Origin of the sequence: Butyrivibrio sp. LC3010, assembly GCF_000424385.1 — a bacterium.
Lineage (GTDB): Bacteria > Bacillota > Clostridia > Lachnospirales > Lachnospiraceae > Butyrivibrio.
Map to the genome: position 1 here is coordinate 105963 of NZ_AUJU01000016.1, position 13343 is coordinate 119305.

14 protein-coding genes are annotated in these 13343 nt (G+C 40.4%); all 14 read left to right on the forward strand.

All coding sequences use genetic code 11. The features are described from left to right. Positions 1–67 precede the first annotated feature (67 nt). Positions 68–1258: a MalY/PatB family protein gene (locus G622_RS0111815; protein ID WP_026510897.1), complete on the forward strand. Its 1191-nt coding sequence runs from the start codon at positions 68–70 to the stop codon at positions 1256–1258. Between the two features lie 22 nt (positions 1259–1280). After that, the gene (locus G622_RS0111820; protein WP_081675292.1) at positions 1281–2471 is read left to right on the forward strand and encodes a trans-sulfuration enzyme family protein; all 1191 of its coding nucleotides are present in this window, start codon (positions 1281–1283) and stop codon (positions 2469–2471) included. A 37-nt stretch (positions 2472–2508) separates the two neighbouring features. After that, positions 2509–3357, forward strand: a complete 849-nt coding sequence (gene nifH / locus G622_RS0111825; RefSeq protein ID WP_026510899.1) for a nitrogenase iron protein — start codon at positions 2509–2511, stop codon at positions 3355–3357. Positions 3358–3449: 92 nt separating this feature from the next. Continuing rightward, the gene (locus tag G622_RS0111830; protein ID WP_026510900.1) at positions 3450–4439 is read left to right on the forward strand and encodes a PLP-dependent cysteine synthase family protein; all 990 of its coding nucleotides are present in this window, start codon (positions 3450–3452) and stop codon (positions 4437–4439) included. Positions 4440–4472: 33 nt separating this feature from the next. Further along, entirely contained in the window at positions 4473–5942 is a 1470-nt protein-coding gene (locus G622_RS0111835) for a nitrogenase component 1 (RefSeq protein ID WP_026510901.1), read from the forward strand. A gap of 20 nt (positions 5943–5962) precedes the next feature. After that, positions 5963–7261 (forward strand): nitrogenase component 1, encoded by a 1299-nt coding sequence (locus G622_RS0111840; protein ID WP_026510902.1) that lies wholly within the window; start codon positions 5963–5965, stop codon positions 7259–7261. Positions 7262–7415: 154 nt separating this feature from the next. Further along, positions 7416–7859: a NifB/NifX family molybdenum-iron cluster-binding protein gene (locus G622_RS22705; protein ID WP_044957554.1), complete on the forward strand. Its 444-nt coding sequence runs from the start codon at positions 7416–7418 to the stop codon at positions 7857–7859. An 83-nt stretch (positions 7860–7942) separates the two neighbouring features. Beyond that, entirely contained in the window at positions 7943–8083 is a 141-nt protein-coding gene (locus tag G622_RS0111850; protein ID WP_155831474.1) for a hypothetical protein, read from the forward strand. Positions 8084–8328: 245 nt separating this feature from the next. Beyond that, on the forward strand, positions 8329–10431 hold the full coding sequence (gene pulA, locus G622_RS22710; RefSeq protein WP_242832995.1) for a type I pullulanase: 2103 nt from the start codon (positions 8329–8331) through the stop codon (positions 10429–10431). Between the two features lie 89 nt (positions 10432–10520). Next, on the forward strand, positions 10521–12179 hold the full coding sequence (locus G622_RS0111860; protein ID WP_026510904.1) for an AAA family ATPase: 1659 nt from the start codon (positions 10521–10523) through the stop codon (positions 12177–12179). Positions 12180–12189: 10 nt separating this feature from the next. After that, positions 12190–12318 carry a hypothetical protein gene (locus G622_RS26690; RefSeq protein WP_256374518.1) on the forward strand — a complete coding sequence of 43 codons (129 nt, stop codon included), beginning with the start codon at positions 12190–12192 and terminating at the stop codon, positions 12316–12318. Continuing rightward, positions 12315–12644, forward strand: coding sequence for a helix-turn-helix domain-containing protein (locus tag G622_RS22715; protein WP_044957556.1), 330 nt, complete (start codon positions 12315–12317; stop codon positions 12642–12644). Before G622_RS26690 ends, G622_RS22715 begins: the two co-directional genes overlap by 4 nt. Positions 12645–12767: 123 nt before the next feature. Further along, positions 12768–13007: a KilA-N domain-containing protein gene (locus G622_RS25285; protein WP_242832996.1), complete on the forward strand. Its 240-nt coding sequence runs from the start codon at positions 12768–12770 to the stop codon at positions 13005–13007. A gap of 130 nt (positions 13008–13137) precedes the next feature. Beyond that, on the forward strand, positions 13138–13317 hold the full coding sequence (locus G622_RS0111880) for a helix-turn-helix domain-containing protein (RefSeq protein WP_044916930.1): 180 nt from the start codon (positions 13138–13140) through the stop codon (positions 13315–13317). The last annotated feature ends 26 nt before the right edge of the window (positions 13318–13343 follow it).

Below are 13343 nucleotides of genomic sequence, written 5' to 3' on the forward strand. Positions count from 1 at the left end.
TTTTAGCAGGCAAATAGGCAGCACTGAAATTACCGGCTTTGCAGATACAAATAGAGGGAAGAAGGATATGGGAAAATATGATTTTGACAAAGTAATAGAAAGACGGGGAACAAGCAGTCTTAAATTCGATTTCGGCCAGCAACGGATGGGAAGGACAGATCTTCTTCCTCTTTGGGTAGCTGATATGGATTTCGCTCTTCCGGATGAAATTCTCTGTGATATTAAAAAGCGAGTGGACCATGGGATTTTCGGCTACACAGATCCTGATGACGAGTACAACGATGCTGTAAAAAAATGGTTCAAGGACAGACATGGCCTTGATATCAAAGAGGAATGGAACACTGTTGTTCCGGGAGTTGTATATTCAATAGCCCTTGCCATAAAGGCGTTTACCTATGAGGGCGACAGCGTGATCATTCAGGAGCCTGTCTACTATCCTTTTAAGGAAACAATCCTTTTGAACGGAAGGAATTGCATAAATAATCAGCTGGTTTACAAAGATGGCCGGTATGAAATTGATTTCGAGGACTTTGAAAAGAAGATAAAAGAAAACAATGTAAAACTGTTTTTGCTTTGCAGTCCGCATAATCCGGTCGGAAGGGTCTGGACAGAGGAAGAGCTGAAAAGACTTGGCGATATATGTCTTGAAAATGATGTGGTCATTTTTTCAGATGAAATTCATAGCGACTTTATTTATCCGGGCTATAAACATATTTCATTCCTGGAACTTGGAGATAAGTACCAGGAGAAGCTGGTTATAGGGACTTCTCCCAGTAAGACCTTCAATATAGCAGGAGTTCAGGTAGCCAATATTTTAATTCCGGATAAAAAGACAAGAGATGAGTTCAGATGGCAGAACGATGCAGCAGGATATAGTCAGCCCAATGCTATAGGACTTACCACAACCATTTCCTGTTACAACAAAGGAAGCGACTGGGTCGATGAGTTAAAAGAGTACCTTAAAGGGAATCTGGATTTCCTGAGGGATTATCTTAGGGAAAATATACCGGAGGTTAAGCTTATAGAGCCTGAAGGAACATATCTTATATGGCTGGACTTCTCAGAGGTGACGGATGACTACAAGGATTTAAAACATCTGATCGTTGATGAAGCAAAATTGTGGCTTGACGCCGGAATAATATTTGGAAAAGAAACGGCACTGTTTGAAAGAATAAATATTGCGAGTCCAAGAGTCGTGATAAAAACAGCGCTGGATAACCTTAGCAAAGCTGTTAAGGACAGAAAAGCAAATAAGTAAATATATTAACGAGGAGCACATTATGGATTGTAGTGGTTGTAATAAATGTACAGATGTTAATTGCAGTATAGATACGAAGTGTCAGCAGCTGGACAGAAGCCTTATGGATCAGTGGGGAGCCATAAGCTTTCCGATTTATCAGACTGCTACTTTTGCACATCCTGGGCTGGGAGAGAGCACCGGATATGACTACACAAGAATGCAGAATCCCACAAGGCAGCAGCTTGAGTCAATTGTTGCATATCTTGAGAACGGAAAAGATGCAATGGCGTTTTCAAGCGGAATGGCGGCCATAGCTGCAGTAATGGAGCTATTTAGGCCAGGAGATCATTTCATAGTCGATTCGGATCTTTATGGAGGAAGCATACGACTTTTTAATGAGATAAGTAAGAAAAACGGACTTACCTATTCTTCAGCAAATTTAAGCAGCGATGATATTACACCTTTAATAAATGAAAAGACAAGAGCGATATATCTTGAGACACCCACCAATCCAATGATGAATGTCACAGACCTTGAGAAAATATCGAAGGTAGCAAAAGAAAACGGACTTCTTCTTGTGGTTGATAATACTTTCCTGTCACCATATTTTCAGAATCCACTGGATTTCGGGGCAGACATAGTTGTTCACTCAGGAACGAAATTCCTTGGAGGACATCACGACACAATCGGAGGATTCCTGGTTGTAAAGGATGAAGAGCTTGATGAAAAACTGAGATTTATATATAAGACAACGGGAGCAGGACTAAGCCCCTTTGATTCATGGCTTATCTTGAGGGGCATCAGAACACTTGCAGTAAGACTTGAAAGAGCCCAGCAAAATGCAATGGCAATCGCGAAATTTCTGCAGACAAACGAGCATGTGACAAAAGTAATCTACCCGGGACTTAAGGAGCATCCAGGCTACGAAATCATGAAAAAGCAGGCAAGAGGCTTTGGAGCAATGGTTACCTTTGAAGTAGATTCGGTGGAGTTCGCACATTCAATTCTTAACAATGTGCAGCTTATATATTTCGCAGAGAGTCTTGGAGGCACAGAGACACTTATAACCTATCCGGTGACACAGACACATGCTGATGTTCCCAAGGATGTACTTGCAAAAAACGGAATTAACGACAGAACCCTCAGGTTATCAGTGGGAATTGAAGGAATTGCAGATCTTATCTGTGAATTTAACAGGGTATTTGCAATTGCTGAAAAAGAGAAGAAGTAAATATTTATATAAAAAAAAGAAATGAGGAGATGAAAAAATGGCAGAACTAAGACAGATTGCAATCTATGGTAAGGGTGGAATCGGAAAATCCACAACAACACAGAACCTGACAGCAGGACTTGTTGAACACGGGAAGAAGGTAATGGTGGTTGGATGTGACCCCAAGGCGGATTCAACAAGACTTCTTCTTGGAGGCCTTGCTCAGAAAACAGTTCTGGACACTATAAGAGAAGAGGGTGAGGATATCGAGCTTAACAGAATCATGAAAGAGGGATTCGGTGGAACCAAGTGCGTTGAGTCCGGCGGACCGGAGCCCGGTGTAGGATGCGCAGGTCGAGGAATCATCACATCAATCAATATGCTTGAGAACCTTGGCGCTTACACAGATGACCTTGATTATGTGTTCTATGACGTACTTGGAGACGTTGTGTGCGGCGGATTTGCAATGCCCATAAGAGAAGGCAAGGCAAAGGAAATCTATATCGTAGCTTCAGGCGAGATGATGGCTCTTTATGCAGCTAACAATATCTCAAAGGGTATCCAGAGATATGCAAGAACAGGAGGTGTCAGACTTGGAGGAATTATTTGTAACTCAAGAAATGTTGACAGAGAACTTGACCTTCTTCGAGCTTTTTCTAAAGAGCTTGGTACAAAGCTTTTATATTTCGTACCCCGCGACAATGTGGTTCAGCATGCTGAGATAAATAAGAAGACAGTTATCGAATACAAGCCTGATTCAAACCAGGCTCAGGAGTACAGAAATCTGGCTCAGGCAGTTATAGAGAATACTGATTTTGTAATTCCTACTCCCATGACACAGGAGAGACTTGAGGAAATCCTTCTTGAGTACGGTATGATGGAGCTTTCAGACGACTACAAGATCTGATTTTCAGGAATTTTTTGCAATGAATAATGGGGATAATCCATTACAAAAAATGAAAACGTAACTTGCGAAGTTTTTGGCAGGAGGGGAAGAAAATGGCTAATATACACAAATCGATTACTGAACTTGTAGGCAGAACACCGCTTTTAGAGCTTTCAGGGTATGAAAAGGCAAATGGATTAGAGGCAACAGTTATCGGAAAACTGGAGTATTTTAATCCGAATCAGAGCGTTAAGGACCGCATAGCCCTTGCAATGATCGAGGAAGCAGAAAAAAGCGGAAAACTCAAGGAAGGAGACACAGTTGTAGAGACCACCAGTGGAAATACCGGAATCGGTCTTGCAGCTATTGCCGCATCTAAGGGCTATCCTTTCAGAGTATATGTTCAGGATCAGGTAAGTAAGGAAAGATTCCAGGTTATCCATGCCTTTGGTGGAAAGACCATAAAGCTTACAGAGGAACCTGTTATTGCAAAGACTCTTGAGGATACAAAGGGGGATTTCATCGCAGCAATACAGGCTCTTAAGGAAGACGTATTATCAAAGGAAGACCATGTGTGCTTCGTTGATCAGTGTTCAAACCCGGCAAATCCTGATGTCCATAAAAGGACGACAGGACCCGAGATCTGGGAGGATACTGACGGTGAAGTTGACATTCTTGTGGCATGTGTCGGAACCGGTGGAACAATATCGGGAACCGGTGAATATCTTAAATCAAAAAATCCCAATATTAAAGTAGTTGCAGTACAGCCGGGACCGGATTCTCTTCCAAGTGACGAGAAACCAGTTCCTGACAATGAAATAACAGGAGTACATCCTTTTGAAGGAGTACCGGAAAATCTCATACCTTCGACGTTAAACAGAAAGATATATGATGAGTGGATTGCAGTTGAAGCACTTGATGCCTACGCAGCAGCAAGAGAAGTTGCTTTAAAGGACGGAGTGCTTATTGGAGAATCTTCAGGAGCAGCACTTTTTGCAGCAACTCAGATTGCTAAAAGACCTGAAAATAAAGGAAAGAAAATAGTTGTGATTTTCCCTGACACAGGCCTTAGGTATCTTTCAACCAGTTTATTTAGTGAATAAATAAATGATTTTTTACGGAGGAGATGAGAAAAAATGGCTATAAATTTGAATAACTCTAACGTGGCTACAAGAGAAAACCGTATCGGTTCGATCACAGGCTACATTGGTTCTCTGAAAGACCTTGCAACTCAGAGTGAGTGCGGAACACTTAAGGGATGCTCAAGATGCTTTTCCCAGTCAAGCTCCTGCTTATCAGGCTGTGCATTAGGGCAGCTTGGGGCAATCAGGGATATTGCAATAATTCATCACGGCCCTGCGGGATGCTCGGTTGCTGCAGCCGGTACATACTACATCGATAAGGTTATGGCTAAAAAGCGCGGAGTGACAAACAAAACTGTCTATATCGGAACCGATATGAATGAAAATGATACTATTTTCGGTTCAACTGAAAAGCTTAGACAGATAATTCTTGAGGTAAATAAACGTTACAGTCCCAAGGCGATTTTTGTATCAAGCTCATGTGCAACAGGAATCATCGGCGAGGACATTGACAGCATAGTTGATGAAGTCAAGGAAGAGATAGATGTTCCCGTGGTTGCAGTTCACTGCGAGGGCTTTAAGTCAAGAATATGGGCAACCGGTTTTGATATAGCTGATCATGCGGTGCTCCAGTCAATCGTGCAGCCCCCTAGAGAAGGCGTTAAAACCAACAAGATTAACTTTAAAAATTTCTTTGAGAGTGCAAGACCTGAGATCATAGAGATGTTTAAAAACTTCGATCTTGAGCCGCAGTTTTTATATTGCAATTCCACAGTTGAGGAATTATCACACCTTTCAGAAGCATTAGCAACAACCTGTATCTGTGGTACACTCGGCAACTATATCGGCAACGCGCTTGAAGAAAAGTATGGTGTTCCCTATGTAAGATCCATTAATCAGTGTGGGATCACAGGCTTCGAGACCTGGCTCAGAGAGATAGGTAAGGTTACCGGAAGAAGTGAGAAAATCGAGAAATACATTGAAGAGCAGAGGGCGATTTACATTCCCAAGATCGAGGAAGTAAAGAAGCAGCTTAAGGGCCTTAGAGCAGTCCTGGGAATGGGCCCCGGCTACACCTTCGAGGTATCCCGCGTGCTTAATGAGCTTGGAATTGAGGTTGTATGGGCACTTGCATGGCATTATGACAAGAAGTATGAGAATGGTGACGTTCCTCCGTCAATGAAATATCTTCTTGATAATGATATTGATTTTGAGGCCAGCGTATCCGATCAGCAGAATTATGAGGTTATGAATGTGCTTCACAAGTATCAGCCTGACCTTTATCTTTCAAGACATCCCGGTTCAACTGTATGGGCGATAAAGAACGGAACACCTGCAGTTTACGTTGCTGATGAATATATGATCTTTGGATATAAGCACACTTTGGATTTTGCTTATTCAATTCTGGATAGCATTAACAACAGAAGTTTTGAGAAAAATCTTGCCAAGAGGACAAAGCTTCCCTACACAGACTGGTGGTATAAGCAGAATGTTGGTGAGTTTATGGTTCAGGATAAGGCATAAGGGTAGGAGGCAAGATTACAATGGCAAAATTATTGGACAAACAAAGATATAAATGTGCACTTGCAGCAATGCAGACAGTTCAGGCAATAGACAGAGCGATACCGGTTCTGCATTCCGGTCCCGGTTGCGCTCAAAAGCTTTCAGACGGAACTGGCAGCAGCGGATACTTTTCACCAAACATTTTTCCCTGCACAAGTATTAACGAAAAGGACGTTGTATTTGGTGGCGTGAAAAAGCTTCATTCAACCATAGACAATGCACTTAAGGTCATCGATGCGGATATGTATGTGGTACTGACAGGCTGCATACCTGAGATCGTGGGTGATGATACAGGTGAAGTGGTTTCAGAGTTTGCTGACTCCGATAAACCTGTAATTTATGCTCCTACCGCAGGCTTTAAGGGCAACAACTACAAAGGACATGAGCAGGTTGTTGTTGCCATCATCGATCAGTATCTTGAAAAAGCAGAGGCAAGACAGAAAGGTCTTGTGAATATATGGGCAGATGTTCCCTATCAGGATCTTTACTGGCTCGGGAACTTAAGAGAGCTTGAAAATCTGCTTAAGGAGATTGGGCTTACACCCAATACGATTTTTGGGTACAACAGAGGAATCGACAATATTAACAAGATTCCTTACGCAGAGTTCAACCTTGTAATTTCTCCCTGGGTATCACTTAAGAATGCAAAGAAGATGGAGAGAAAACTTGGAATTCCTTATCTGCATTATAAGACACTTCCTATTGGAGCTTTTGAGACAAGCAAATTTTTAAGAGAAGTCGGCAAATATGCAAATCTTGATGAGAACAAGGTTGAGGAAGTAATCGCAGAGCATGAGAAATATTACTATTATCTCATTGAGCGTTATGCTGATCTTTTTCTTGAAAACAGAGTAATCAACAAGCAGTTCTCTGTGGTAGCTGATGCTCACTACGCTCTGGGAATTACAAAGTTTTTGACAAATGATCTTGGGCTGATTCCTGCAAAGCAGTTCATCACAGATGACACTCCAAAGGAATACAGAGAAGCAATTGCTGAAGAATTCAAAGAACTGAATTACGGACTTCAGGCTGAGGCAGTGTTTGAAACAGACGGTTATAAGATTCATGAGGCAATAAAGGAACATGATTATCATGGATATCCACTTATCCTTGGCGGATACTACGATAAGGAAGTAACTGAAGACTTAAGTGGTAACTTCTTAAATATCTCCTGGCCTGTTAACGACAAGGTAGTATTCGATGACTTCATCGTCGGCTACACCGGAGGAATCAGACTTATTGAAGATATTTACACTGTAGCAGTTCAGAGATTTAACTGATTACGGCATATAACGATGAAAGGGGCAAAAGTGTTTTGCCCCTATTATCATTATGGGGCGTGACCCGGTTGAGCTCGCGAAGCGTGCGAAATAGAAACCACCCGCTATGCGGGTGCGCGGTGTTTTTGGAAAATAGAAAAGGCGAGGTAGTATTATGGCATATTTAATTGCTGTTGCGTCATCAGATGAGGTCAATGTTGATCTTACATTTGGGGCAGCAGAGGGCTTTACAATTTATGAAGTAGAGGGGACAAGCTACAGAAAAAAGGAATACAGACAGGTTCCTAATGAAAGTAATAGTGCTGACGTTGGTGGGAATGGTTATGGCTGCGGAGGCGGAAATGAAGCAGGTTGTGGCACTGGAGGTGGTTGCGGCGCCGGAGGCGGATGTGGTCATGGAGGAGCACAGCCAAAAGTTGAACTCATAAGTGACTGCAGAAGCCTTGTTTGTAAGAAGATTGGATTTCAGGCACAAAAGCAGCTTGAGAAAAAGCAGATCGCAAGCTTTGATGTTTCCTGCAGCGTGGAAGATGCATTGACCAAGATTTCAACATATTTTGACAAGCTTGATAATCACAAACCATACAGGCGTGCATAGATTCCTGGTTTTCTTTAGAAAAAACGGGAATCATATTGGATCAGGTCCTTGCAAAGCAAGGGGCGTGTCCGGCAGAATGCAGGATGTTTGATGACAAAACTTATCAATTACAGAGTGCGAGAATTATTGTAATAAGCAGATGTGTATCCATCATTTCTATCGAGGACGGACTTGATGAAGAAGACTGGGAAGGCTGGAAGAGATCCTGGAATGAAGGCTTTTAATGTGAAAAAGTGATTTTGTGAATTAAGATGTATTAATTAGCTACGATAATTTTCTTACACCAAGATTAGTTCTGAGCCCGTAAACGGTAAAATGTTTACGGGCTCAAACTATTGCATTGACGAAATAATGTGAAACGTAGTACAATCTCTTGAGAAAACGTTTTCCAAAAAAGACACAAGTACGCGGATAGACTAAACGGCAGGCGAATGACAAATACAATAATGGAAAATAGGGAGTAGATATAGTGGCAGAGAATCAGTTGAAAAATGAAGCATTTAACACAGAAAATGTAGAAGACATTATTAACATCAAGAATCCAACGAGTAATTCAATAATATATTCAACAAAAGAGTTCGAGGATAAATACACCTATGAAGGTGATGATCTGGGATTTGTTTACAGCAAGGAAGGCACCACGTTTCGTGTATGGGCACCTACTGCTGAGGAGGTTTATCTTAATCTGTACAAATCAGGGAATCCCTGGGAGGATGATCTTTGCAGGAAGCTTCAGATGACAAAGGATGTTAAGGGTACTTTTGTAGTGAAGGTTCCGGGTGACATTGTGGGGACATATTATACATTCACGGCGGTTATTGATGGACTTAGTGTGGAAGCCTGTGATCCATATGCCAGAACTACCGGAGTTAACGGACAAAGAGCTATGGTTATAGATCTTGAATCCACTAATCCCGAGGGATGGGAAAGGGATGTTAATCCTCATGCAGAAGAGAAGATAAATGATGCTATTATTTATGAGCTTCATATCAGAGACTTTTCATCAAATGAGGCAGGCGGAATAGATAACCCGGGAAAATATATTGCTTTTGCACAGACAGGAACACATACTGCCGGTGGAAATGCTACAGGAATTGACTATATCAGGGAGCTGGGCGTAACTCACGTACACCTTCTTCCGTTTTATGATTTCGGATCTGTGGATGAAAATTCTTCGACATCAGAGCGATTTAACTGGGGCTATGATCCTGTTAATTACAATGTTCCTGAAGGCTCATATGCGACAGATCCCTATGACGGACAGGTCAGAGTAAAAGAAGCAAAACAAATGGTAAAGGCTTTTCATGATAATGGACTTTCAGTGATAATGGATGTGGTCTACAACCATGTTTATGATGGAAAAGATTTCTGCATTAACAAGTTAGTTCCGGGGTATTTTTCAAGGATAAATGCGGACGGAACATACTCTAATGGCTCAGGCTGTGGCAATGATACTGCTTCTGAGAGGTCCATGGTTCGCAAATATATTGTGGATTCAGTTTGCTACTGGGCTGATGAATATCATATCGACGGATTCAGATTCGATCTTGTAGGGCTTCTTGATGTAGACACAATAAATGAGATTGTAACCAAGGTTCACAAGAAGCATCCTGATGTGATCTTTTATGGTGAAGGATGGGACATGGATACAGATGTCACCAAAGATGGCGTAGTGATGGCGATTCAGCAATCATCTGTAAAAACTCCCGGTTTCGCGTACTTTAATGACAATATGCGAGATGGATTAAAAGGCAGTGTCTTCATAACAGAGGAGACAGGCTGGGTATCAGGTTCACCCAAAATGGAGAAGAAAATGATAAAGTCATTTATGGCAAAAGAGGACTGGAGCAAAGAACCTTCCCAGATAATCCAGTACACATCCTGCCATGACAATAATACTCTTTATGACCGAATTGCTGTAGCAAGGACAGATGCAGACAGAGAGAAATTGATTAAAATGAATAATCTTGCAGCCACTTTTTATATGACAGCTGAGGGTGTGCCATTCATGCAGGCAGGAGAGGAGATATTAAGAACCAAAGTCAGGGAAGATGGAAGTTTTGAATCAAACAGCTTTAATTCAGGAGACAAGATAAATTGCATCAGATGGGAGAATCTCGACAAAGAGGAGTATCAGCAGAATCTTAAATATTACAAGGAACTCATCGCTTTCAGGAAAAAGCACGGACTCCTTCGCCTTAGTAGTTCTGAAGAAGTAGCAAAGAGAATAACTGCTGTGAAGAATCTTGATAAAAACGTGATCGCATTTGTAATGGATAACTCTGATAAGAAAGTTGAAGGTGAAACAGCGGAAGCTATCTTCCTTGCATTTAATCCCAATGAAAAGGAGACAACAGTTAAACTTCCGGAAGGCAACTGGGAATTATGCATATCAGGTTCTGAGGATACCTTAAACGATTTGTGTGATGAAAACAAGAAGCAGATAGTTTCCGGGAAAGTGAAAATTCCTCCAATTTCATCTAGAGTGGCAAATAAAGTAGCAAATAAAGTAGCAAATAAAGTGGCAAAAAGCAACACCGGTAAAACCGTTGATAGGGCTTATTTGCCATGATAAAATTGTATTTAGTGAATATATTATGTCGTCAATCAATGTAGAAAAAAATAAGTGAATGCTTATCGATATAATTAGAGGTAACATTAATGGGAACTTATCTTAATTCTGGGAACACGCGCTTTAAACAAGCGATAGAATCTGAGATATACAGAGATAAAACAGATTTGATAATGTATATTAATTCACTTGTTCTTACTGAACAAAAATATGTGTGTGTATCAAGACCTAGAAGATTTGGCAAAACAATTACGGCTAACATGCTTGCAGCATATTATGATAGGTATGCTGACAGTAGGGAGCTGTTTGAAAACAAGAAAATTGCAACAGATGGAAAAGAAATAGATCAATGGGATAAATATCTTGGAAAATTTGATGTTATCAAAATAATAATGACTGATTTTGTAAAAAAAGATAAATCTGCTGAAGAAATGCTAAAAAAACTCCAGCTGCTTGTGATGAGAGATGTTCTTAATCAATATTCTGAAGTGGATTTTTTTGATAGAGAAGACCTTATTCAGTCGATGTCTGACGTTTATGTGCAGACAGGACATCAATTTGTAATCATCATTGATGAGTGGGATGCAATCTTTAGAGAGAATAAATCGGATGCTGAAGGTCAACGAGTGTATTTGGATTTTTTGCGTGATTGGCTTAAAGACAAAGACTATGTTGTGCTTGCTTATATGACAGGAATTCTTCCAATCAAAAAAAATGGTAAGCATTCAGCGTTGAATATGTTTGATGAGTATTCCATGATTTTTCCAATGCAGATGGCGAAGTATACTGGATTCACGGATGATGAGGTAGATGATTTGTGTAATCAGTACGGAAGAGAGCGTGAGGAGATCAAAAACTGGTATGACGGATACGAAATGTATGGAATAATTCCGCCTAAATCGATGGGAGAGCAGAGCAGTAGCGTTTCAGAAAATCCTGGTCAAGAAAAATGGTCGATATATAGTCCTTTATCAGTTGTGAAGGCAATTCAGACTGGTAGAATACAGAATTACTGGAATCAGACAGAAACATATCAGGCGTTGTCTGAGTATATTTGTAGAAATTACGATGGTTTAAAAGAAGATGTTGCTGTGTTAATGGCAGGAAACCGAATTTCTGTATCTATTGATAATTATCAAAATGATATGACCACTTTTCATAGTAAAGATGATATTTTTACTTTATTGATTCATTTGGGATATCTTGCCTACGACATTGATAAAAAAGAAGTCTATATCCCAAATAACGAAATACTAGCTGAATTTAAGGCATCTACAAAGCAGGATGATTGGAGCGTTGTTTTCAAAGCTCTCGAAAATTCACAAAAACTACTTGAAGCAACCTGGAATAAAGATGCAGCTAAGGTATCTGAATTGGTTGAAAAAGCGCATGACAAAGCAAACAATAAAACCTATAACAGTGAAGCTGCCTTGAGTTATGCAATACAATTAGCATATTATAACGCACAGAATTATTACACTTTAATCCAGGAAATGGATACTGGTAAGGGATATGCTGATCTTGTATATATACCGTCTCCTAAATATCCAGACAAGCCAGTGCTTTTAATAGAGCTAAAATACGATAAAGATGCTGCAACAGCAATAGACCAGATTCGAAAACGTAATTATCCGGATAATCTTGAGAAGTATAAAGGGAATATTATTATCGTTGGTATAAACTATGAATGTGATGCAGGTAATAGGCAAGGTTATAAGCACCACGATTGTATAATTGAAGAAGCATGAAAATGAATATATGAACAACAGTAGAAACAAAAAGAAAGATGAGCAAGATAATCTAACACAAAATGAAAAACAAATGCTTAAGAAACTTGTTAAATCCCTTAAAGATGAGGCTGCAAAAAACAGGAGGGACAAATCATGAGTTCATTATTTGAAGATTTACGTTATGGATTACAGGAAGCTATAGATTACGAAAAAGGAATTGGTAAAGCTAAGAAGACTGTGTTTGTAATAGCACCCATTACTAAGTATTCAAACAGTCAAATTAAGAATATTCGCAACAAAGCAGGCATGACGCAGACTGTTTTTGCAAATTACATGGGCGTGTCTAAAAAAACGGTCGAGGCTTGGGAACTAGGGCGTACTCATCCTACAGGTCCTGCATGCCGCCTTTTGAGTATACTTGATCAGGGGGAAGAAACAGAGCTTTCATTTGTGTCTTCAAATGTAGTTGAGAGCATAAAATGATTATTTTTGAATACTGAAACAGCGGGTCAGACCCCATTTCGGAGGCAGGGATAATGGAATAGAAATAGGGGTTATTGGAGGTACTGAGCCTGATGATAGTTACATCAGCCTTACAGATATTGGATGAGCTCGTATTCAACAATCGATTTCCTCGCAGTCTGGGAAGAAATTCATAATTCGAATGATTTTAACCGATTGGAATTCCAATCGGTTAGAAATGAACGCGGCAGACTTATAATGACTCCGAAGCAGTGGATTGAAAGAATGCAGGCTAAGGGGATAATATCAAAAGCCGGCAAATACGGAGGAACGTATGCCCATTCTGATATTGCTTTTGAGTTTGCATCCTGGATTTCTCAGTGATTATCGCAACAGGAACGTTTACAAAAACTGCGTTCTGTGGCATATAAACAAACGGAAATCCTTAAAAATAATGCTGCAAAAAGAAAACTTGGTAATACTAATCCAAACCTTCTGAAAGGCGGTGACGAAGATGCTGATTAAAGAATTGAGAAAAATTACTGGATTATCACAGGCTGCATTCGCCAAGAAGTTCCACATCCCAGTAGGAACACTATCCCACTGGGAGCAAGGGGTAAGAACTCCCCCTGATTATGTTGTATACATGCTCTCACGAATCATATATATGGAACGTGAGCAATATCAAAAATAGAATGTTGCCTCACTGGAAAATCTGTC